The organism is Rhodobacter sp. (assembly GCA_020637515.1).
GTDB lineage: Bacteria > Pseudomonadota > Alphaproteobacteria > Rhodobacterales > Rhodobacteraceae > Pararhodobacter.
Map to the genome: position 1 here is coordinate 1,147,583 of JACKKG010000001.1, position 22,050 is coordinate 1,169,632.

Genomic DNA, 22,050 nt, shown 5'->3' on the forward strand with positions numbered 1-22,050 from the left:
GGGCGGCATGGCCTGGACCCGGATATTGACCTTGGGCGCGCTGGGCGCGGCCGTCGTGGGCGCAGCGGTCTGGGCGCTTTGGCCGCAACCCACCGCCGTGGACATGGCGGACGTCGCGCGGGGGGCGCTGCGCGTCACCGTCTCGGCCGAGGGGATCACGCGCGTGCGCGAACCCTATGCCATCACCGCGCCGATCGCGGGCATGGTTGCGCGGTCACCCGTTCAGGTGGGCGACAGGGTGATCGAGGGGCAGACAGTTCTCGCCATCCTCAGCCCGGCGGAACCGGCGCTGATGGACGCCCGCTCACGGGCGCAGGCCCAGGCCGCGGTGGCCGAGGCCCAGGCCGCCGTCACCCTGTCCGACACGAACCTGCGCCGATCCCTGACCGAACTGGGGCAGGCGCAGACCGCGCTCGAACGCGCCCGCGCGCTGGCCGAGGGCGGCACGATCTCGCATCGGTCGCTCGAGGATGCGGAACTGGGGTTCACGCTGGCGTCGCAGGCCCTGGCGGCCTCGCGGTCCGAACGCGACCTGCGGCAAGCGGCGCTGGAGCGCGCTCAGGCGCAACTGCTGGAACCGGGGGATATCGCGGGCGACGGCGCGCCCTTGCGCGTGCTGGCGCCGCATTCCGGCGTGGTGCTGGCGGTGACCGACGAAAGCGCGCGCCCGGTTCAGGCGGGGGCGCCGCTGATGTCGCTGGGCGATCTCGGCGACCTCGACATCGAGACGGACCTTCTGTCCACGGATGCGGTGCGCGTCGCCGTCGGTGCCTCGGCCGAAATCGAACGCTGGGGCGGGGTCGGGGTGCTGCCCGCGGTGGTGCGGCGGATCGAACCCGCGGCCTTTACCCGCGTGTCGGCCCTGGGGATCGAGGAACAGCGCGTGCGGCTGCGGCTGGATTTCACCGCCCCGCCCGCGGATCGTCCGGGCCTGGGTGATCGCTACCGCGTCTTCGTGCGCATCACGGTCTGGCAGGGCGACGATCTGGTGCTGGTGCCGCAGGCCGCGCTGTTCCGCTCTGGTGGCGGCTGGGCGGTGTTTCGGGCCGTTGACGGGCTGGCGCGGTTGACGCCCGTCACGGTCGGACCGCAGGCCGAGGGCCAGGCCGAGGTCGTATCGGGGCTGGAACCCGGCGAGCGTGTGGTTCTCTATCCGCCCACCGCTCTGGCGCCCGGCGCCCGGGTCGTGCAGCGCCCTGAGTGACCGAAACCGCGACGGGGGTTGCGCCGATGTGTGCGCCCCCTGGCGACGGCGGGGCCGTTCGTGCCCGGCGGACCCGCTCCACGTCAGGGCGGCCAGGCGAGGTCGGCCCACACCAGCGCGTGGTGTGCCGTCCCCGCGGGCCAGATCAGGCCCGCGTCCAGCACCCGCAACCCCGCCGCCGGCAGCAGGTAGTCCACGCGCAGCGCGCCTGGTCCCTCGGGCCACCAGCCGGTCGCGGTCGGCGGCGCCCCGGCGGGGGGATGCGCCGCGCGGGGTTCAGGGTCTTGCAGGGTGGCGAGTCGCAACAGGGCGCGGATCTGCGCATGATCGCCGTCGCCTCGCGCCGGGTCCAGGTTGGCGCCGCCCAGCAGCACAAAGGGCGCCCGCGGCGCCGGGCCAAGCGCCCCCTCCAGCCGCAGCCGCCAAAAGGCGGTCTCGTCGCCGTTGCGCAACCGGTTCCGGCCGTGCGGGCCGCCAAAGGCCGGCGGCCCGGCGTGCCAGGCCAGCAGCGTCAGCGGTGCCCCGGGGGTATCGACCGCCAGTTCCCAATGGTTGGTCGTAGACAGGCGCTGAGCGGCAAATACGGCCTCCGAGGGGAACAATGCCCCGTCAACCCGGGGCAATCGGGCCCCCGGCAGGTCACGCCACAGACGGGTGCTGTGATCGACCAGCGTATCCCCCATGAGCGGCCAACGCGACAGCAGCGCCATGCCGCCCGCGCCGGCAAAGCGGCCCCAACCCTGCGCATCGTCCGCCGTGCCGGTCCGACCGTCGCCGTCCAGATCCAGCCCGGTCGCCAGTCCGGTATTCGGCCGTGGTGCAAAGCGGTTGGGCAGGGTCAGGCCACCCTGGGCCAGCAGGTCGGCAAAGGCCGTCAGCGCCAGCGCATCCAGATCGTGGTCCAGATCGAGCAACAGCAAGATGTCGGGTCGCGCCTCCAGGATCGCGTCACGAGCGGCCAGAACGTCCGCGTCCTGGCGGCGGATGTCGCGCAGCAACAGCCCCGGCCCGTCACGGCCCAGATCCGTGTGAAACACCGCGATTCGCACACTGTCGGCGAGGGCGGGCAGCGCCAGGACGACCAGCAGCGCGGCGATCAGGCCGCGGCGAAGGCGTTCCCTTCGCTGTCGGCAAAGCGCCGGCGGCTGGCCCGGATCATCCGGGCGACGCGGGCCATGGCCACGCCGCGCATCACCAGATTGGCCGGCACATAGGCCCACAGCACGATCCCCCAGACGAATCCCATGGGCGAGACCAGCGTCAGCGGCTTGACCAGGATTTCGGATACCAGCACCGCGCCCGGCAGCAAGAATGGCAGAACAAGTCCTAACGCAATGTTAAGACGCGCATGGCGTTGCAGGCGCAGCACCACGTCGTTGCCCGCCGTCGGATCGAAGGTCGGCAGGTTGATCCAGACGTTGAACGGCCCGGTTCCCATTGGCCAGGCGTTCAGGCGGATCGCCGCGACAAAGCCCAGCACCGTCGTCGCCGCCAGAACCAGCGACAGCGCCGCGCCGTTGCGCACCAGCATCGCGTGTCCATCGGGCAGACTGTCGGGCAGCGCGGACACCAGCAGGGACACCGGGCTGATGGCAAAGTCCAGCATCTGACCGCAGACAGCGGCCGCGCTGCCTGCCAGGCCGCTCAGCAGCCCCGGTTCGACCAGGTTGCGCTGCATCAGCGACAGCAGCACCGCCAGCACGGCGATCAGCGCAAAGCGCGTGCGATTGAACGGCGCGGCAAAGCGGAACTCGATCAGGCCGGGATATTCCGAGGCATATTCGGCAAATACGATGCCGCCTGCGATCACCGCCAGCAGCACCATGCTTTGCGCCGTGTCGGGGGCGGTCGAGGGGACCACCAGCGCCGGGAACAGCGCCAGCAAGCCGACGAGCAGCGCTCGCAGGGCGGCGCCGGGAAGGTGGGACCTTGTTTTCGCGTCACCCATACTCGATCCCCTTGCCGGCCGGTGAGAGCCGGTGGAGTGTTTCTCGCGGCCAAGGAACAGGGCCGCCTGCCTCAATTTTGCCACAATTCTGCCCATTTTCGCCCGACCTCGCAAGACTCACGAACAGGGTGGGGGCTCAAAGCGTGTTTTTCGAGGCTGAAATGTCGCAGGTTTGCATCAATAATGAGGAAAAAAAGGGGCGCCCCGCGAACGGGACGCCCTAATGCGCTGCAAAGACTGAAAAATCAGAGCCAGGGGAACTGCGTCTGCGCCCGCGATTCATAGGCGTCGATTGCCGACACTTTTTCCAGACTGAGCCCGATATCGTCCAGCCCGTTCAACATGCAGTGCTTCTTGAACGGATCGATGTCAAAGGCATAGCGCGTGCCGTCGGACGCGGTGACGGTCTGATCCTGAAGATTGACTGTGATGCGGGCGTTGGCGCCCTTGCTGGCGTCGTCCATCAGGTGATCGACCGCCTCTTGCGGCAGGACGACCGGCAGGATGCCGTTCTTGAAGCAGTTGTTGTAGAAGATGTCGGCAAAACTGGTCGAGATGACGCAGCGGATGCCGAAGTCCAGCAACGCCCAGGGCGCGTGCTCGCGCGACGAACCGCAGCCGAAGTTGTCGCCCGCAACGATGATTTCTGACTGGCGATATTGCGGCTGGTTCAGCACGAAATCGGGGTTTTCGTTGCCGTTCCGATCGTAGCGCATCTCGTCGAACAGGTTGACCCCCAGGCCCGACCGCTTGATGGTCTTCAGAAAGCCCTTGGGGATGATCATGTCCGTGTCGATATTGACCAGCGGCATGGGGGCAGCGATGCCGGTCAGGGTGGTGAATTTGTCCATTGAAGTCTCCGATTCGGCCTAGGCAGAGCGCGCCTTTCGGGCAGCGTATCCCAGGACCAGAAGGCTCACGCCGTTCGACAGAAGCTCGACGCCCAGCAGGATGCCGAGCAGGCTCATGGTCGCGGCAGCGAAGTTGAAGAAGATGTAGAGCGCCAGCGCGAGCGACACGATGCCCGACAGCAGCATCGGCACGAAGAAGGCCGTGCCGCGCAGGTTCATCGAGACATAGAGCCGCACCAGACCGCTGGCGCCCACCAGGATCATGATCAGCGAGGTCAGGGAAATCATGCCTTCCAACGGGTTGGACAGGAACGCCCAGCCCAGGAAGGCCAGCGCCAGGCCCAGCAGCAGCGCCAGCGCCTTGTGCTGCCAGCCCGCGACCGTGAAGCCGGTCACGACCTGGATGCCGCCGGTGACCAGCAAAAGCGCGCCGGTCAGCGTGGTGACGGCCAGCGAGGCCAGCACGACATTGCCCAGGACGAACGCGCCCAGGGCGATCGACAGAAGGCCCAGAAGGACCAGTTTCAGCCAGGCACTCATTTCACTCTCCTCGGGTTGGTGACGGCTGGCAGCTTACACCAGATCGCGCACATCCGTCAGGTGCCCGGTGACGGCCGCCGCGGCGGCCATCGCGGGCGACATCAGGTGCGTGCGCCCCTTGTAACCTTGCCGCCCCTCGAAGTTGCGGTTCGAGGTCGAGGCGCAGCGCTCGCCCTCGGCCAACTGGTCGGGGTTCATCGCCAGGCACATCGAGCAGCCGGCCATACGCCATTCCGCGCCGGCGTCGATGAAGATCTGCGCCAGGCCTTCTTCCTCGGCCTGGGCCCGCACCAGGCCCGAGCCGGGGACGACCAGCGCCCGGACGCCCGGCGCCAGCTTGCGGCCCTTCAGCACGGCGGCGGCGGCGCGCAGGTCCTCGATCCGGCCGTTGGTGCAGGACCCGATGAAGACGGCGTCGATCTTGATGTCGGTCAGCTTCATGCCGGCGGTCAGGCCCATGTAGTCGAGCGATCGCTGCGCGGCCTCGACCTTGCCACCCTTGAAATCGCCCGGCGCGGGAACCGAGGCCGAGATCGGCAGCACGTCCTCGGGCGAGGTGCCCCAGGTCACGACCGGTTCGATATCCTCGCCGCGCAGGGTGACGATCTTGTCGAAATGCGCGCCCTCATCGGTGTAAAGGGTCTTCCACCAGGTCAGCGCGGCCTCCCAGGCGGCGCCCTTGGGGGCGTGCGGGCGGCCCTGGACATAGGCGAAGGTCGTCTCGTCGGGGGCGATCAGACCGGCGCGCGCGCCGCCCTCGATGGCCATGTTGCAGACCGTCATGCGGCCTTCCATCGACAGGCTGCGGATCGCCTCGCCGCAATATTCGATGACATGGCCGGTGCCGCCCGCGGTGCCGGTCCTGCCGATCACCGCCAGCGTGATGTCCTTGGCCGTGACGCCCGGGCGCAAGGTGCCGGTGATCTCGACCTTCATGTTTCGGGATTTCTTCTGGATCAGCGTCTGCGTGGCCAGGACGTGCTCGACCTCGGAGGTGCCGATGCCGTGCGCAAGGGCGCCAAAGGCACCATGCGTCGCGGTGTGGCTGTCACCGCAAACCACGGTCATGCCCGGCAACGTCCAGCCCTGCTCGGGGCCGACGATGTGCACGATGCCCTGACGCACGTCCGAGACCGGGTAATAGACCAGGCCGAAATCCTTGGCATTCGTGTCCAGCGCCGCGACCTGGATGCGGCTTTCCTCGGTCATGGTTTCGGCATTGGCGCGGTCCAGCGTGGTCGGCACGTTGTGGTCCGGCACGGCGATCGTCTTGCCGGGGGCGCGCACCTTGCGGCCGGCCATCCGCAGACCCTCGAAGGCCTGGGGGCTGGTCACTTCGTGGACCAGGTGACGGTCGATATACAGCAGGCAGGTGCCGTCGTCGGACTGATCGACGACATGGGCATCCCAGATCTTGTCGTAAAGCGTTTTCGGAGCGGTCATGGCTCATCTCTCGGAGTTTGGCTTGGGAAGGGTAGGGTGCGTGCGAGCACGCACCTTACGGCGGACCACAGGTCAGCCGAGACGCGCCAGAATCGACCGGTTCTCGCGGGCGAAACGCTGCGGCAGGCGCGCGTGATCGGTCATGTCGAAATAGCGGATCATGGCCGTTTCATACGCCCGAATCGGGGTCCGGGCAACAGGATTGCGGACGGGCCGCGCGTGCGCCGGTCGCCGTCGTCTCGCCTCGCGCCCGGCTGCGTCCTCGGCGCGGCAACAGCCGCTTCCAACCCGCGCGCACTGGCCCTAGACTGCGGCCATGGACGGCGAACTGGCAACATGGATCGACACCTGGCGCGCGGGGGCCTCGGGCTTTGGCGGGGCGCTGCTGAGCTCCGCGCAGACCTTGCTTCTGCCCTCGCGGTTGACGCAGGTCGCCGTGACCCTGGCGATGATGGCCCTGGCCTGGGTGCTGGCCCGGGCGCTGTCTTCGCGGTTCGAGGCCTGGATGCGCGGGCTCGAGGGGCGGCCGAAATGGCAACTCCGCCTGCTCATCGTGCTGCGTCGTCGTCTGGCGCTGACCCTCTTCGTCGCCTTGATCTGGCTGGCGGTCGGCGTCTTCGCGGCGATCTACCAGTTCCCCTCGCGGCGCTACCTGCTGGAACTCTTCGCCACCATCGCCTCGGCCTGGCTGGGGATACGGATTGCCGCGCAGGTGGTGCGCAACAGGCTTTTGCGGCAGGCCCTGGTGTGGGGCCTGTCGATCTGGGTTCTGCTCTATTTCCTGGACCTGACCGCCGCGACCGCGACCTTCCTCGACAGCATCGCCGTGCAGTTCGGCAGCTTCCGCCTGTCGGTGCTGTCGGTGCTGAAGGCGCTGGTGCTGACGGCCGGGCTGCTCACGCTGGCGCGCCTGCTCACGCTGGGTGCGGCCGGTCGGATCAAGGGCAACGCCGATATCAGCCCGTCGATGCAGGAACTCCTGGTCAAGGTGTTGCGCATCGGCCTCTACGGCGCGGCCTTCTTCATCGGGCTGAAGGCCGTGGGGTTCGACCTGACCGGGCTCGCGGTGCTGTCCGGGGCGATCGGTGTCGGCCTGGGGTTCGGCCTGCAAAAGGTCGTGTCGAACCTGGTCTCCGGCATCATCATCTTGCTGGACAAGTCGGTGAAGCCCGGCGACGTCATCAGCCTGGGCGACACCTTCGGCTGGATCAACACGCTGGGCGCGCGCTACGTCTCGGTGGTGACCCGCGACGGCAAGGAATACCTGATCCCGAACGAGGACCTGATCACCGGCCAGGTGGTGAACTGGTCGCACACCAACGACCTGGTGCGGCTGGACCTGAAATTCGGCACCTCGTATCACGACGACCCGCATGCCGTCCGCGCCATCGCCATCGCGGCCGCCTCGGGCGCGTCCCGGGTTCTCGCCGATCCGGCGCCCGTCTGCCACATCGTGAATTTCGGCGATTCCTCGGTGGATTACCTGCTGCGTTTCTGGATCCGCGACCCCTCGGCCGGACTGACCAATATCCGCGGCGCGGTCTATCTGGCGCTGTGGGATGCGTTCAAGGCGCACGGCGTTTCGATCCCCTTTCCGCAACGCGAGGTCCGGTTTTTGCCCCCCTCGGCGGGCGATCGCGCGGGGACTGCGGCGGCGGATTGAGATTTCCCGCGCCGCTTGCTACATTGGACCCAGTTGCCCCTTCAGGAGGACAGATCTCTGTCTTACATCGACCCGGCCGCCCCTGCGGCCCCCGCCCCCGAACCCGCGCCGCGTGATTACAGCGGCGACGATGTTCTGGCACTGGTCCTCCAATCCCTCGACGACGACAAGGCCGAGGAGGTCGTGCAGATCGACCTGCGCGGTCGCTCGTCCGTGGCCGATTACATGGTGATCTGCTCGGGCCGCTCGTCGCGTCAGGTCGGAGCGATCGCCGAAAAGCTGATGGAACGGCTGAAGGAACGCTTTCGCATCTCGGCCCGGTCCGAGGGCAAGGAAACCGGCGACTGGGTGCTGATCGACACGGGCGACGTGGTGGTCCACATCTTCCGCCCCGAAGTGCGCGAGTTCTACCAGCTCGAACGCATGTGGCAGGTGCCCGCGGGCAAACCCTGATGCGGCTGCATCTGTGCGTCGTGGGCCGGCTGCGATCCGGCCCCGAACGCGAGCTGATCGACGATTACCTGAAACGCTTCGACCGCACCGGGCGGCCCCTGGGCCTGGGCCCGGCGGTCGAACACGAGGTCGAAGACCGCAAGGGCGGCGGGATGGACGCCGAAGCGACGCTGCTGACCCGCGCCTGTCCGGCGGGCGCGGTGCGCGTCGTGCTGGACGAACGCGGCGATGCGATGTCCTCGCCCGAGTTCGCGGCCCGCCTGTCCCGCTGGCGCGACGCCGGCGCGCAGGACGTGGCGCTGATGATCGGCGGTGCCGACGGGCTGGCGCCGGCCTTGCGCGATCAGGCCGACGCGGCGCTGTCCTTTGGCCGGATGGTCTGGCCGCACGCCCTGGCCCGGGTCATGCTGGCCGAACAGCTCTACCGCGCGGCGACGATCCTGGCAGGATCGCCCTATCACCGGGTGTGACGCCCCCGGGCTTGCGGTGCAAGGGTGCGTATTTGGAACAAGGTGAGGGGGCAGTTAAGCATTGGTTAACCGCCCCTTCTTTGTGCCGGAAATATCCCGGGGGTGAATTCGCGGAACGCGAAGAGGGGGCTGGCCCCCTTGCCGCGCTCAGAACTCGACCCCCGGCTGGGCCTTGATCCCGGACCGGAACGGGTGTTTCACCAGCGTCATCTCGGTCACCAGATCGGCCAGGTCGATCAACTCGGGCTTGGCGTTGCGGCCGGTCAGCACAACATGGGTCATCGCGGGTTTCTCGTCGCGCAGGAAGGCCACGACCTCGGCCACGTCGAGGTAGTCGTAGCGCAGCGCGATGTTGATCTCGTCGAGCAGCACCATGCGGATCGACGGGTCGCGGATCAGGTCCTTGGCCTTGTCCCAGCCGCGCTGCGCGGCCGCGATGTCGCGCGCCTTGTCCTGCGTTTCCCAGGTGAAGCCCTCGCCCATGGCGTGGAACTGGCAGAGGTCGCCGAAATGGGTGGTCAGCAGGCGGCGCTCGCCGGTGTCCCAGGCGCCTTTGATGAATTGCACCACCGCACAGGGCATCCCGTGCGCGATGGCCCGCAAGATCATGCCGAAGCCCGAGCTCGACTTGCCCTTGCCCGGACCGGTGTGGATGATGACGAGGCCCTTCTCGCCCTGGCGGTCCTCTTTCATCCGGTCGCGCGCGGCCTTGATCTTCTGCATCTTTGCCTTGTGCCGATTCGCGTTGTCGTCGCCGTCGGTGTCCATCGTGTCGCTTCCCCGCTTGACTCGATTGCCCCCGGGGCGCATGTCCACCGGGCTGGTGCCTGTCATCTGACGGGTGAAAAGGGAATGCGACAGGGGCAAAGGTCAACCCCCCAGGCGCAGCCGCCCCCGCGACCGTGACCGGAGGGGCCGTCCACAGCCACTGGCGCAAGCCGGGAAGGCGGGCGGCCGGCGGCGCAAGCCGACCTTCGCAAGCCGGGAGACCTGCCAGCATGGAACAACCAGCCGGACGGGGTGCGCCGGCGACGGGTTCGGCTGCCGCCTTCCCCGCGCTTTCGCCCCGCCGATGAGGAGGCGTATGGACGCGACGGTCGAACTTCTGGTCTGCGTGACCTGCAAGCGCGAAGGCATGGACCCGGCCGCGCCGCGTCCCGGGGCGCAACTGGCGCGGGTGCTTGCCGGCGGGTTGCCGCAGGGCGTGGTGCTGCGCGAGACCGAGTGCCTGTCGAACTGCACGCGCGGTTGCACCGTTGCGCTGCGCGGTCCCGGGCGCTGGACCTATGTCTACGGCAACCTCGCCCCGGACCAGTCCGCGGTCGTGGCCGAGGGGGCGGCGAAATACGCCGCCACCGCCGACGGGCTGGTCCCCTGGCGTGAGCGTCCCGACCATTTCCGCAAGAACTGCATCGCCCGCATTCCCCCCATGGAGGCCTTCGAATGAGTCTGGCAAAGACCCCTGTCACCGTGATCACCGGCTTTCTCGGCTCGGGCAAGACGACGCTGATCTCGCATCTGATGCGCAACGCGGGCGGGCGCCGCCTGGCGGTGGTGGTCAACGAATTCGGCACGCTCGGGGTGGATGGCGAGATCCTCAAGTCCTGCGCGATCCCGGATTGCCCGGCCGAAAACATCGTCGAGCTGGCGAACGGCTGCATCTGCTGCACGGTCGCCGACGATTTCGTCCCCACGGTCGAGGCCCTTCTGGCGATGGAGCCGCGCCCCGATCACATCCTGATCGAGACCTCGGGCCTGGCACTGCCGAAGCCCCTGCTCAAGGCCTTTGATTGGCCCGCGATCCGCTCGCGTATCACCGTGGACGGGGTCATTGCCCTGGCCGATGCCGAGGCCGTGGCGGCGGGACGCTTCGCGCCCGATGTGGCGGCGGTGGATGCCCAACGCGCGGCGGACGAGAGCATCGACCACGAGACCCCCTTGAGCGAAGTGTTCGAGGACCAGATCAGTTGCGCCGACGTGGTCTTGCTGACCAAGGCGGACCTGGCGGGCCCCGAGGGGCTGGCCAAGGCCCGCGCCGTGATCGCTGCCGAGGCCCCGCGCCCGCTTCCGGTCGTCGAGGTGACCGAGGGCGCGGTGGATGCCCGTGTCATCCTGGGGCTGGCCGCGGCGGCCGAAGACGACCTGCACGCGCGTCCGTCGCATCATGACGGGCACGATGACCACGAACACGACGATTTCGACACGATCGTGGTCGAACTGGGCGAGGTCGAGGCGCTGGACCCGCTGGTCGCGCGGATCGAATCGATGGCGCGCGATCTCGATATCCTGCGGGTCAAGGGCTACGTCGCCGTGCAGGGCAAGCCGATGCGCGCCCTGGTGCAGGCCGTGGGCGCCCGGGTGCGCCACCAGTTCGACCGCGCCTGGAAACCGGGCGAGGCGCGGCTGACGCAGCTTGTGGTGATCGCCGAGCACGACCGCATCGACGCGGCCGCCATTCGCCGGGCGCTGGGGCTCTGAATGCACATCCTCTTTCGCGAAAGCCACGGGCTGGAGGAAACCGCAGCACCGCAGGATCTGGGGCAGACGCCCGCGGACCTGGTGGTGCTGTCGTTTTCCGATTCCGACCTGGGCGCCTTTGCGGAAGGGTTCCACCGCGCACGCCGGACGGGCAATGCCGACCATCCGACGCTGCGGCTGGCCAATCTGGCGACGCTGAAGCATCCGCTGTCCGTCGATACCTATGTCGAATCAACGCTTTCGCGCGCCAAGGGGGTGCTGATCCGGCTGATCGGCGGGGTGCCTTATTGGGACTATGGCCTGCAACAGGTGCAGGCGCTGGCCAGCCGCACGGGGCTGGCCGTCGCCGTCCTGCCCGCCGATGGCCGGCCCGACCCCCGACTCGATGCGGTCAGCACCTTGCCGGTGTCCACGCTGCGCCGGCTCCAGTCGCTGTGCGATCAGGGCGGCGCGGTCGCCGCGCAGGCCGCGCTTCAGCAATTCGCGCTGGCCTCGGGCCTTTATGCGCCGCCGGTGCGCGGGGTGCGGGCGCTGCCTGTGGTCGGGGCCTGGACGCCCGAAGGGGTCTCTTGCCCCGCCGCTCTGGCGCTGGGCGAGCGGCCGCGCATCGTGCTGACCTTTTACCGCGCCTATCTGACCGCCGCCGATACCGAGCCGCTTGAACAGATCGCCGCCGCCTTCGACGCCGCCGGCTACGATGTCGTCGGCCTGTTCGCCCCCTCGCTCAAGGCCCCCGAGGCGCGTGGCTGGCTGGCCCGTTGGGTGCGCGCGCTGGCCCCCGTCGCGGTCATCAACGCCACCGCCTTTTCCGCGCAGGACCAGGACGGCACGCCGCTGGACACCGCCGGGGTGCCCGTGTTCCAGGTGGCGCTGGCCACCAACCCCCGCGCGGCCTGGGACGCGGCCGAGCGGGGCCTGTCGCCCGCCGATCTGGCCATGCATGTCGTCCTGCCCGAGGTGGACGGTCGCCTGTTCGGCGCGGTGGTCAGCTTCAAGGGCCCCGACGCGCCCGATCCGGACCTCGAATTCGCGCGCATCCGTCACCGTGCCGAGGGCGAGCGCATCGCGGCCCTGGTCGCGCGTGTCACCGCCTGGCATCGCCTTGCACGGACGCCCGCCGGTGAGCGTCGGCCGGCGCTGGTGCTCAGCACCTATCCGGGCAAGGGCTGGCAGATGGCCCATGCGGTGGGACTCGATGCGCTGGAAAGCGCGCGGGCGATCCTGGCGGACCTGGCCGTGCAGGGCTATGCCGTCGCCGCCGCCGATCCCGGGGCGCTGCAAAGCGCGCGCATCGACTGGCCGCTGTTCGACTATCGCCTGGCGCTGGCCACGTTGCCGCAACCGCTGCAAGAGGCGATCCACCTGGCCTGGGGCGACCCCGAGGACGACCCCGATGCCCAGGACGGCGCCTTTTCCTTTGCGGCGCTGCGCGCGGGCAACGCGCTGGTCGCCCTGCAACCGGAACGCGGTCGGACACAGCGCCGCGACGACGATTATCACGACACCGCCCGGGTCCCGCGCCACGCCTATGTCGCCTTTTACCTGTGGCTGAAACGGCAGGCCGACGCGCTGGTTCACATCGGCGCCCATGGCACGCTGGAATGGCTGCCGGGGAAATCCGTGGCCCTGTCGGACACCTGCTGGCCCGAGGCCCTGACGCGCGGCCTGCCGGTGATCTATCCCTTCATCGTCAACGACCCGGGCGAAGCCGCGCAAGCCAAGCGGCGGATCGGCGCGGTGACCCTGGGCCATGTGCCGCCGCCGCTGACCCTGGCGCAGACCGGCGCCGGGATGCAGCGGCTGGAAGCCCTGCTCGACGAATTTTCCAACGCCGACGGGTTGGACCCCGCCCGCCGCGACCGGCTGCAATCCGGCATCCGCGCCGAGGCGCAGGCGCTTGGGCTCGAGGATGAGCTGGGACTGACCCGCGCGACATCGCTGGCCGAGGCGATCACCCGCATCGACCGCTTTGTCTGCGATGTCAAGGAAAGCCAGTTCGGCGAGGGGCTGCATGTCTTTGGCACGGGCACGCAGGGCGCGGCGGAGCGCGCCGGTCTGGCCGCCGCGCTGGCCGGGCGCTGGGTGCCGCCGGGGCCCTCGGGCAGCCCGTGGCGCGGGCGCCGGGACGTGCTGCCGACCGGGCGCAACCTGTTCACCACCGACCCGCGCGCCGTGCCCACCCGCGCCGCCCATGCCCAGGGCGTCAAGCTGGCCGAGGAACTGGTGCGCCGCCATTTGCAGGACCACGGCGACTATCCCCGCGGGCTGGTCATCGACCTGTGGGGCAGCGCCACGATGCGCACCGCGGGCGAGGAATTCGCCATGGCGCTGCATCTTCTGGGCGCGAAACCGCGCTGGGACGAGGGGTCCGGCCGCGTCGCCGGGGTGGATATCCTGCCGATCGCCGAACTCGACCGCCCGCGTCTCGATGTGACGCTCAGGGTTTCGGGCCTGTTTCGCGACGTGTTTCCCGATCTGGCGGCGCTGTTCGGGCAGGCGGTGCGCGCACTGGCCGGGCGCGACGAGGCGCCCGACTGGAACCCCTATGCAGGGCGCGACGATCTGGCCCGCGTCTATGGCCCCGCGCCGGGCACCTATGGGCTGGGCATGGGCGACGCCGCCGAAACCTATACCCGGACCGCCCGCGCCGCTGCCGGCGAAGCCTGGCTTGCGGCCTCGGCCCATGCGCTGGATGCCGACGCCGAGAATGCCGAGGATGCCGAGGGGCTGAAGGCCCGGGTGCGCCACGCCGACGCCTTTGTCCATCTTCAGGACCTGCCTGAAACCGACCTGTTGCTGGCAGCCGACTACGCCGCGCACGAGGCCGGCTTTGCCGCCGCGCAGGCCGTGACGGGCGGCAAGGCCGCGCTGTATCATTTGGACGCGCGCGACCCCGCCCAGCCCCGTGCCCGCACCCTGACCGAGGAACTGGCCCGTGTGGTCCGCGCCCGCGCCGCCAATCCGCGCTGGGTCGATGGCATGATGAACCACGGGTTCCGGGGCGGGGCCGAGATCGCCGCGACCCTCGACCATCTGGGCGCCTTTGCGCATCTGGCGGGTGCGGTTCCGGCGCAGTTGTTCGACCTCTACCACGACGCCACGCTGGGCCGGGCCGATGTGCGGGCCTTTCTGGAACGGGAAAACCCGCAGGCGCTGGCGGCGATGCAGGCCCGTTTTGCCGCCTTGCACGCGGCTGGTCTGTGGGAGACACGGCGCAATTCCATTCTGGCGGGGTTGACCCATGAGCTTTGAGGTCAAGGGCTGGTGCCCGGGCGCGCACCGCCCGATGATGTCGGGCGACGGCTTTGTCGTCCGCGTCCGTCCGCGGCTGGCGCAACTGAGCCGGGCGCAGGCGCTGGGCCTCTGTGCGGCGGCCCAGGCCCATGGCGCGGGGCTGATCGACCTGACCAACCGCGCGAATGTGCAGGTGCGGGGCGTCGGCGAATCCGCCTGGCCCGCGCTGATGGATGACCTGGGCGCGCTGGGCCTGCTGGATGCCGATGTCGCCACGGAAACCCGGCGCAACATCGTCACCGCGCCCGATTGGCGCAAGGGTGACGAAACCGAATGGCTGGCGATGGAACTGACCGCGCGGCTGGACGAACTGCCCGCGCTGCCGCCCAAGATGGGCTTTGCGATCGACGCGGGCGCGGCGCCGGTGCTGCCAGAGGTGCCGTCGGATTTCCGTATCGAACGCGGCGTGTCGGGCGGGCTGATACTGCGCGCGGATGGCCGCGCGGCGGGTGTGCCGCTGCCCGACATGCGCGAGATCGACATGCTGATCCGGCTGGCCTGGTGGTTCGTGCAGACCGGCGGGGCCGAGGCCCGGCGCATGGCCCGCCACACGGCGCCCTTGCCCGACTGGGCCGCCGCGACCGAGCCGCCCGCCGCGCCCCGCGCCGCCTTGCGGCCCGGCGCGCATCCGATGGGCGCGGTGCATGGCGCGGCCTTTGGCCAGGTTCGCGCCGCCGATCTGGCGCGGGCCATCGAAACCTCGGGCCTGACGGCGCTGCGCGTCACGCCCTGGCGCGCCGTCCTGATGCTGGACGCGGCACCCGGTCCGCATCCCGGCCTGGTCTGGCAGGCCGACAGCCCGCTGCTGCGCGTCGATGCCTGTCCCGGTGCGCCCTTCTGCCCGCAGGCCAGCGTCGAGACCCGCACCCTGGCCGAGGCCCTGGCGCCCCGTGTGACCGGCGCGCTGCATGTGTCGGGCTGCGCCAAGGGCTGCGCCCGTGTCACCCCCGCCCACACCGTCCTGACCGGCCGCGCGGGCCGGTTCGACCTTTCCCACGAGACCCTCGCCGGTGGCACGCCCGCCGCCGAGGGGCTGACCCCCGCCCAGGTGCGGGACCATTTCGGAGCCGCCTGAATGCCCTATACCTATGAAACCGACGGCGCCGCGATCTATCGGCAGTCCTTTGCCACCATCCGGGCCGAGGCCGATCTGGCGCGCTTCGACGCCGACGAGGAACAGGTGGTCGTGCGCATGATCCACGCCGCGGGCATGGTCGGGCTGGAAGCGCATGTGAAGATGTCGCCGGGATTTGTCGCCGCCGCGCGCGGCGCGCTCGAGGCCGGCGCGCCCATCCTGTGCGACGCGCGCATGGTGTCCGAGGGCGTGACCCGCTTCCGCCTGCCTGCCGACAATGCGGTCGTCTGCACCCTGCACGACCCGCAGGTGCCCGAGCTGGCGAAAACCATGGCCAACACCCGCTCGGCCGCGGCGCTGGAACTGTGGCGCCCGCATCTGGCGGGTGCGGTGGTCGCCATCGGCAATGCACCGACGGCGCTGTTTCACCTGCTTAACATGCTGGAAGACCCGGCCTGCCCGCGTCCGGCCGCGATCATCGGCTGCCCGGTGGGCTTTGTCGGCGCGATGGAATCGAAAGCGGCGTTGTGGCAGGCGCAGCCGGTGCCCTGCTGCATCGTCGAGGGCCGCCTGGGCGGCAGCGCGATCACCGTCGCCGCGATCAACGCCATCGCGAGCCGCAAGGAATGAGCGCCGCCGCCGGAACCGTGCACGGGGTGGGGCTGGGGCCCGGCTCGGCCGATCTGATGAGCGTGCGCGCCGACCGGCTGGTCCGGGGCGCGCGCCACATCGCCTATTTCCGCAAGGCCGGCAAAGCCGGGCAGGCGCGGCGCATCGTCGAGGGGATGCTGCGCGCGGACGTCGTGGAATTCCCGATGGATTACCCCGTGACCACGGAAATCCCGCTGGACGATCCGCGCTACGCGGCGACTCTGGCCGCCTTTTACGAAGACTGCGCGACCCATCTGCGCGCCCTTGCGCAAGGCGGCGAGGATGTCGTGGTGCTGGCCGAGGGCGACCCGTTCTTCTACGGCTCCTTCATGCATCTTCATACCCGGCTTTCGCCGCATGTTCCGGTGCGCGTGGTGCCGGGCATTCCGGGGATGGCGGCGGCCTGGGCGGCCTCTGGCGAACCGATCACCTGGGGGGACGACGTGTTGACCGTGGCGCCCGCGACCTTGCCCGAGGCCGAGCTGGCCCGCCGCATCGCGGACACCGACGCGCTGGTGGTGATGAAGATCGGCCAGAACCTGGACAGGCTGAAACGCGCCGTCGCGGCCGCGGGCAAGACCGCGGTGCTGGTCGAATACGCGGCCATGCCCGAACAGCGGGTGCGCCCGCTGGATGCGGTCGAACGCGCGCCCTATTTCTCGATCGCGCTGATCCATGGCGCGGGGCGCCGGCCATGAGCGGGTCTGTCGTCATCGCCGGTCTCGGGCCCGGCAACGAGGCCATGGTCACCCCCGAGGTCCGCCAGGCGCTGGACGCGGCGACCGATGTCGTGGGCTACATCCCCTATGTCGCCCGCGTGGCCGAACGGCCCGGACTGACGCTGCACCCGTCGGACAACCGGGTGGAACTGGACCGCTCGCGGCACGCGCTGGAGATGGCGGCGGCGGGCCGGCGGGTGGTGGTGGTCTCCTCGGGCGATCCGGGCGTGTTCGCCATGGCCTCGGCGGTGTTCGAGGCCGTGGAATCCGGTCCCGCCGCCTGGCGCGCGCTGGAGATCCGCGTGCTGCCCGGCATCACCGCGATGCTGGCGGCGGCGGCGGCGGCGGGCGCGCCGCTGGGGCATGATTTCTGCGCGATCAACCTGTCGGACAACCTGAAACCCTGGGCGCTGATCGAAAAGCGCCTGCGGCTGGCGGCCGAGGCGGATTTCGCGATGGCGTTCTACAACCCGCGCTCGGCCTCGCGGCCCGAAGGGTTCGGCCGCGCGCTGGCGGTCTTGCGGGCGGCCTGCGGTGATGCCCGCCCGGTGCTGTTCGCGCGCAATGTCACGCGGCCCGACCAGAGCCTGCGCATCGTGCCGTTGACCGAAACCACGCCCGAGATGGCGGATATGCGCACCGTGGTGATTGTCGGCAACGCGGCGACGCGGGTGATCGAGACCCCGCGCGGGCCGATCCTGTTCACACCGAGGTCGGCATGAGGGCGGTTTCGCCCTCGTTGTCCGCTGTCGCGGACGCCTCGGGCGATCCGCCGGGGGGCGCTGCCCCCCGGACCCCCCGGGATATTTGCGGCACAAAGACGGGTGGGTCAGGCCCCCAGCCACGCGAGGACCTGGGCAATTTCGGTCGCTTCCATACGCGGCGGCAGGCGGGGGCGTTCGATCATCAGGACCGGCAGGCCGAGCGCGCGCGCGGCGTCGAGCTTCGACACGGCGCCGGTGCCGCCCGCGTTCTTGCTGACCACGAGGTCGATGGCGTGTTCGCGCATCAGCGCGCGGTCGGCGTCGGCGCTGAACGGGCCGCGATCCACGACCACGGCATGATGGGGCAGGGGGGGGACCTCGGTCGGGTCATCGACCAGCCGGAGCAGGTAGTGGTGTTGCGGCCGGGCGGCGAATTCGGCCAGGTGCATCCGGCCGATGGCCAGCATGACGCGCCGCGGCGGGCCGTCCAGGGCCGCGACGGCGGCGGCCATGTCGGGCACCTGGTGCCAGTCGTCGCCGGGGCCGGGTTGCCAGGCCGGTCGGGTCAGGGCGATGAGCGGCACGCCGGTTTCGGCGGCGGCGAGGACGGCGTTGGTGCTCATCTGCGCGGCGAAGGGGTGGGTGGCATCGACGATATGGCTGATGCCCTGGCCGCGCAGGTAGGCAACCAGACCCGGCACGCCGCCGAAGCCGCCGACGCGCACCGGGATCGGCTGCGCCTTTGGCTTGTCCACGCGGCCCATGTAGGACAGGGTCGCGTTGCGGCCGGCATCGGCCAGCGCCCGGGCGAGGGCGCTGGCTTCGAGCGTGCCGCCGAGGACGAGGATGTGGGGCATGGCTGACGAACCCTGGTTGACGATCATCGGTCTGGGCGAAGATGGCCTCAACGGGCTGACGGATGCAAGCCGCGACGCGCTGGCGCGCGCCGAGGTGGTGACCGGCGCGGCGCGGCATCTGGCGTTGCTGCCCGGGCTGACCGCTGAACGGCGCGACTGGCCGGTGCCGTTTGCCGACGGTCTCGCGCCGCTGCTGGCGATGAGGGGGCGGCGGGTGGTGATGCTGGCCTCGGGCGATCCGTTCTGGTTCGGCGCGGGCAGCGTCGTCATCCGGTCGCTGGCGCCCGGCGAATGGCGGGTCCTGCCCGGGGTGTCGTGCTTTTCGCTGGCCGCCGCGCGCCTGGGCTGGCCGATCGAGGACACCGTGGTGCTGGCGCTGCATGCCGCGCCGCTGGCGCGCATCCGGCCCTATCTGGCGCCCGGGCGTCGGGTCCTGGCCACCCTGCGCGACGGCGAGGCGGTGGGCAATCTGGCGGCCTATCTGACGGCGGCCGGGTTCGGTGACGCGATGCTGACGGTGCTGGAGGCGCTGGGCGGTCCGCGCGAGCGGGTGCGGCGTGTGGCGGCGGCGGAATTCGACCTGGCCGAGGTGCGCCACCCGGTCGCGGTGGGGGTTGAGCCGGCCGGCGACGGGGCGGTGCTGAGCCTGGCATCGGGCCGGGCGGACGCCTGGTTCGACAACGACGGCCAGATCACCAAGCGGCCGGTGCGGGCCCTGGCGTTGTCGGCCCTGGCGCCTCGGCCCGGCGAAACGCTGTGGGACATCGGCGCGGGGTCGGGCTCGATCGCGATCGAGTGGTTGCTGGCGCACCCTTCGCTCAAGGCGTTCGGATTCGAGGGCAGCCCCGACCGGGCCGCGCGGGCGCGCGAGAATGCGCTCAGGCTGGGAGCGGATCGCCTGACGGTGATCGACGCCACCGCACCCGAGGGGCTGGACCGCGCACCGCTGCCCGACGCGGTGTTCATCGGCGGCGGGCTGTCGCAGACCCTGCTGGAGCGGCTGGAGGGGATGCTGCCCCCGGGGACGCGGCTGGTCGCCCATGCGGTCACGCTGGAATCCGAGGCCCTGCTGGCCCGGTGGCACGCCGAACGGGGCGGCAGCCTGCTGCGGATCGAACTGGCCGAGGCGGCGCCCCTGGGGCGGCGCCGGGGGTGGAAATCCGCCTATCCGGTGGTGCAATGGAGCGTCACGCTATGATCGTCGCGGGTTTCGGCTTTTCCAGCCGGGCGACGGCGGCGTCGTTGCGGGCCGCGCTGGTTGCGACCGGCGCCGCGCCCGCCGCGCTGGCCACCCTGGCGGACAAGGCCGGGGCGCTGGCGCCCCTTGCCCGGGCGCTGGGCCTGCCGGTGATCGCCGTCACCGGGCCGCTGCCCGACACCGACACCCAATCGCCCCGCAGCCTGGCGGCGCGGGGCACCGGCAGCGTGGCCGAGGCCTGCGCGCTGAAGGCCGCAGGCCCCGGTGCGGTGCTGCTGACCCCGCGCGTGACCTCGCCCGACCGGCTGGCGACCTGCGCCATCGCGAAAGGATTCCAGGAATGACCGTTCACTTTGTCGGCGCCGGCCCCGGCGCGCCCGATCTTCTGACCCTGCGCGGGCGCGACATCATCGCCGGGTGCAAGGTTTGCCTTTATGCCGGCTCGCTGGTGCCCGAGGCGGTGCTGGGCCATTGCCCCGAGGGCGCGCGCATCGTCAACACGGCGCCGTTGTCGCTGGATCAGATCATGGACGAGATCGCCGCCGCCGAGGCGCAGGGGCTGGACGTGGTGCGGCTGCACTCGGGCGATCTGTCGGTCTGGTCGGCGATGGGCGAACAGCTCAGGCGGCTGCGCGCGATGGGGATCGCCTATACGGTGACGCCGGGCGTGCCCTCGTTCGCCGCCGCCGCCGCCGCGCTGGGCACGGAACTGACCTTGCCGGGCCTGGCGCAATCGGTGGTGCTGACGCGCACCCCGGGCCGCGCCAGCCCGATGCCCGAATCCGAGACTCTGGCCAATTTCGCCGCCACGGGCGCGACGCTGTGCATCCATCTGTCGATCCACAATCTGGCGCGGACGGTGGCCGATCTGGTGCCCGGATACGGCGCCGACTGTCCGGTCGCCGTGGTCTGGCGCGCGACCTGGCCGGAACAGCGGATCGTGCGCGGCACCCTGGCGACGATCGAGGGGCTGGTTGCCGGCACGATGGAGCGCACCGCGCTGATCCTGGTGGGCCCCGCGCTGGGCGGCGAGGGGTTCGCCGAAAGCAGCCTTTATGCCGTGGACTATGATCGCCGGTTCCGCCCCCAGTCGGCCGATTCGATCTATGCGGACAGCCAGGAATGACCCCCCCGGCTGTTCGCGGGCTGATGATCTCGGCCCCGTCCTCGGGGACCGGAAAGACCACGGTCATGCTGGGGTTGCTGCGCGCCCTGACCGAGGACGGCCTGCGGGTGCAGCCGTTCAAGTCGGGGCCTGACTATATCGACCCGGCGTTTCACCGGGCGGCTTCGGGGCGGCCCTCGTTCAACCTGGACAGTTGGGCCATGGCGCCCGATCTGCTGGCGCGGATCGCCGCCGAGGGGGCGGGGGCCGATCTGGTCGTCGCCGAGGGGTCCATGGGGTTGTTCGACGGTGTGGCCTTTGCCGGCGCCACCGGGCACGGTTCCAGCGCCGAGACGGCCGAGCGGATGGGCTGGCCGGTGGTGCTGGTGGTCGATGTCTCGGGCCAGGCGCAATCGGCGGCGGCGGTGGCGCTGGGGTTCGCGCGCTACCGCCCCGGGTTGCGCATCGCGGGGGTGATCCTGAACCGGGTCGCCAGCCCACGGCACGAGAGGTTGGTGCGGCTGGGCATGGATGCGGCCGGGCTGACGGTGCTGGGTGCGCTGCCCCGGCGTGGCGACCTGAAGCTGCCCGAGCGCCACCTGGGCCTGGTGCAGGCGGTGGAACATCCGGACCTCGAATCCGCGATCGCGGGCTATGCGACCTTTCTGCGCGCGCATGTCGATCTGGAGGCGCTGAAGGCGGCGGCGGACGGTGCGCTGACAGCGCACCCTACGGGGTTGCGACTGACCCCGCCCGCGCAACGCATCGCGCTGGCGCAGGACGCGGCGTTCTCGTTCGCCTATCCGCATCTGGTCGAGGGCTGGCGCCGCGCCGGGGCCGAGGTTCGGCCCTTCTCGCCGTTGGCCGACGAGCCCCCGCCCGACGCCGATCTGGTCTGGCTGCCCGGCGGCTATCCCGAATTGCACGCGGGTGCGCTGGCGGCCGCGGGGCGCTTTCGGGCGGGCCTGCGGCACCATGCCGAGACGCGGCCCGTGCATGGCGAGTGTGGCGGCTACATGGCGCTGGGCGCGGGGCTGATCGACAAGGACGGCACGCGGCACGAGATGGCGGGGCTTCTGGGGCTGGTCACCTCCTATGAAACGCGCAGGATGCACCTGGGCTACCGCCGGGCCGCCCTGGTCGCGCCGATGCCCGGTCACGCGCCGGGTGCGGTGCTGCGCGGGCACGAGTTTCACTATTCAACGATCCTGGCGCAACCCGACGCGCCGCTGGCCCGGGTCACGGATGCCGAGGGTGCCGAGGTGGCCGAGACGGGTTCGGTCCGCGGGCCGGTGTCGGGGACCTTCTTCCATCTGATCGCGGAGGGCGGGGCATGAGCGCGGCCAAGGGGGGCCTTGCCCCCCTCTGCACCTTTGGTGCATTCACCCCCCAGGATA

At 70.4% G+C, this 22,050-nt stretch carries 22 protein-coding genes and 1 riboswitch; of the genes, 15 read left to right on the forward strand and 7 right to left on the reverse strand.

Going from position 1 to position 22,050, the window contains the following annotated elements:
- The first annotated feature begins 7 nt into the window (after positions 1-7).
- The gene (locus H6900_05540) at positions 8-1,204 is read left to right on the forward strand and encodes an HlyD family efflux transporter periplasmic adaptor subunit (GenBank protein MCC0072734.1); all 1,197 of its coding nucleotides are present in this window, start codon (positions 8-10) and stop codon (positions 1,202-1,204) included.
- An 83-nt stretch (positions 1,205-1,287) separates the two neighbouring features.
- Here the strand turns inward: H6900_05540 and H6900_05545 are convergent, their stop codons facing one another.
- The 5 genes from H6900_05545 to leuC form a co-directional block, all read right to left on the reverse strand.
- The gene (locus H6900_05545) at positions 1,288-2,304 is read right to left on the reverse strand and encodes an endonuclease/exonuclease/phosphatase family protein (protein ID MCC0072735.1); all 1,017 of its coding nucleotides are present in this window, start codon (positions 2,302-2,304) and stop codon (positions 1,288-1,290) included.
- On the reverse strand, positions 2,301-3,152 hold the full coding sequence (locus tag H6900_05550) for a hypothetical protein (protein ID MCC0072736.1): 852 nt from the start codon (positions 3,150-3,152) through the stop codon (positions 2,301-2,303). Before H6900_05550 ends, H6900_05545 begins: the two co-directional genes overlap by 4 nt.
- Before the next feature lie 245 nt (positions 3,153-3,397).
- Entirely contained in the window at positions 3,398-4,003 is a 606-nt protein-coding gene (leuD, locus tag H6900_05555; GenBank protein MCC0072737.1) for a 3-isopropylmalate dehydratase small subunit, read from the reverse strand.
- A gap of 18 nt (positions 4,004-4,021) precedes the next feature.
- Entirely contained in the window at positions 4,022-4,543 is a 522-nt protein-coding gene (locus H6900_05560) for a DUF308 domain-containing protein (GenBank protein ID MCC0072738.1), read from the reverse strand.
- A gap of 33 nt (positions 4,544-4,576) precedes the next feature.
- Entirely contained in the window at positions 4,577-5,986 is a 1,410-nt protein-coding gene (gene leuC / locus H6900_05565) for a 3-isopropylmalate dehydratase large subunit (GenBank protein MCC0072739.1), read from the reverse strand.
- 316 nt (positions 5,987-6,302) lie between these two features.
- Here leuC and H6900_05570 point away from each other — a divergent pair, with 316 nt between their 5' ends.
- From H6900_05570 to rlmH, 3 genes are read left to right on the forward strand one after another with little or no spacing between them, the layout of a single operon-like run.
- The gene (locus H6900_05570) at positions 6,303-7,649 is read left to right on the forward strand and encodes a mechanosensitive ion channel (GenBank protein ID MCC0072740.1); all 1,347 of its coding nucleotides are present in this window, start codon (positions 6,303-6,305) and stop codon (positions 7,647-7,649) included.
- Between the two features lie 33 nt (positions 7,650-7,682).
- The gene (gene rsfS, locus H6900_05575; GenBank protein MCC0072741.1) at positions 7,683-8,102 is read left to right on the forward strand and encodes a ribosome silencing factor; all 420 of its coding nucleotides are present in this window, start codon (positions 7,683-7,685) and stop codon (positions 8,100-8,102) included.
- Positions 8,102-8,572 (forward strand): 23S rRNA (pseudouridine(1915)-N(3))-methyltransferase RlmH, encoded by a 471-nt coding sequence (gene rlmH / locus H6900_05580; GenBank protein ID MCC0072742.1) that lies wholly within the window; start codon positions 8,102-8,104, stop codon positions 8,570-8,572. Before rsfS ends, rlmH begins: the two co-directional genes overlap by 1 nt.
- A 147-nt stretch (positions 8,573-8,719) precedes the next feature.
- On the opposite strand, the gene cobO is transcribed toward rlmH, so the two are convergent.
- Entirely contained in the window at positions 8,720-9,340 is a 621-nt protein-coding gene (gene cobO / locus H6900_05585) for a cob(I)yrinic acid a,c-diamide adenosyltransferase (protein MCC0072743.1), read from the reverse strand.
- A gap of 36 nt (positions 9,341-9,376) precedes the next feature.
- A riboswitch (cobalamin riboswitch) is annotated at positions 9,377-9,585 on the forward strand.
- Between the two features lie 71 nt (positions 9,586-9,656).
- Between cobO and H6900_05590 the strand changes: the two genes are divergently transcribed.
- From H6900_05590 to cobJ, 7 genes are read left to right on the forward strand one after another with little or no spacing between them, the layout of a single operon-like run.
- Complete coding sequence (locus H6900_05590; GenBank protein MCC0072744.1) at positions 9,657-10,019, forward strand: DUF1636 domain-containing protein; 363 nt, start codon at positions 9,657-9,659, stop codon at positions 10,017-10,019.
- The gene (gene cobW, locus H6900_05595; GenBank protein MCC0072745.1) at positions 10,016-11,050 is read left to right on the forward strand and encodes a cobalamin biosynthesis protein CobW; all 1,035 of its coding nucleotides are present in this window, start codon (positions 10,016-10,018) and stop codon (positions 11,048-11,050) included. The genes H6900_05590 and cobW overlap by 4 nt, the downstream gene beginning before the upstream one ends.
- On the forward strand, positions 11,051-14,302 hold the full coding sequence (gene cobN / locus H6900_05600; protein MCC0072746.1) for a cobaltochelatase subunit CobN: 3,252 nt from the start codon (positions 11,051-11,053) through the stop codon (positions 14,300-14,302).
- Positions 14,292-15,419 (forward strand): cobalamin biosynthesis protein CobG, encoded by a 1,128-nt coding sequence (locus tag H6900_05605; GenBank protein MCC0072747.1) that lies wholly within the window; start codon positions 14,292-14,294, stop codon positions 15,417-15,419. Before cobN ends, H6900_05605 begins: the two co-directional genes overlap by 11 nt.
- A complete protein-coding gene (locus H6900_05610; GenBank protein MCC0072748.1) occupies positions 15,420-16,049 on the forward strand; it encodes a precorrin-8X methylmutase in 630 nt (209 codons plus the stop codon). It abuts the gene before it with no gap.
- The gene (gene cobI / locus H6900_05615; GenBank protein MCC0072749.1) at positions 16,046-16,768 is read left to right on the forward strand and encodes a precorrin-2 C(20)-methyltransferase; all 723 of its coding nucleotides are present in this window, start codon (positions 16,046-16,048) and stop codon (positions 16,766-16,768) included. Before H6900_05610 ends, cobI begins: the two co-directional genes overlap by 4 nt.
- Positions 16,765-17,511, forward strand: a complete 747-nt coding sequence (cobJ, locus tag H6900_05620) for a precorrin-3B C(17)-methyltransferase (GenBank protein MCC0072750.1) — start codon at positions 16,765-16,767, stop codon at positions 17,509-17,511. Before cobI ends, cobJ begins: the two co-directional genes overlap by 4 nt.
- A gap of 107 nt (positions 17,512-17,618) precedes the next feature.
- Here the strand turns inward: cobJ and H6900_05625 are convergent, their stop codons facing one another.
- Complete coding sequence (locus H6900_05625) at positions 17,619-18,350, reverse strand: cobalt-precorrin-6A reductase (protein MCC0072751.1); 732 nt, start codon at positions 18,348-18,350, stop codon at positions 17,619-17,621.
- On the opposite strand from H6900_05625, the gene cbiE reads away from it, so the two are divergent.
- Genes cbiE through H6900_05645 form a run of 4 tightly spaced genes read left to right on the forward strand, consistent with a single transcriptional unit; the run spans position 18,349 to position 21,990 of the window.
- A complete protein-coding gene (gene cbiE, locus H6900_05630) occupies positions 18,349-19,548 on the forward strand; it encodes a precorrin-6y C5,15-methyltransferase (decarboxylating) subunit CbiE (protein MCC0072752.1) in 1,200 nt (399 codons plus the stop codon). The genes H6900_05625 and cbiE overlap by 2 nt on opposite strands.
- The gene (locus H6900_05635) at positions 19,545-19,892 is read left to right on the forward strand and encodes a cobalamin biosynthesis protein (GenBank protein MCC0072753.1); all 348 of its coding nucleotides are present in this window, start codon (positions 19,545-19,547) and stop codon (positions 19,890-19,892) included. The genes cbiE and H6900_05635 overlap by 4 nt, the downstream gene beginning before the upstream one ends.
- Entirely contained in the window at positions 19,889-20,674 is a 786-nt protein-coding gene (gene cobM / locus H6900_05640) for a precorrin-4 C(11)-methyltransferase (protein ID MCC0072754.1), read from the forward strand. The genes H6900_05635 and cobM overlap by 4 nt, the downstream gene beginning before the upstream one ends.
- Positions 20,671-21,990 (forward strand): cobyrinate a,c-diamide synthase, encoded by a 1,320-nt coding sequence (locus H6900_05645; GenBank protein ID MCC0072755.1) that lies wholly within the window; start codon positions 20,671-20,673, stop codon positions 21,988-21,990. The genes cobM and H6900_05645 overlap by 4 nt, the downstream gene beginning before the upstream one ends.
- Positions 21,991-22,050: the final 60 nt, after the last annotated feature.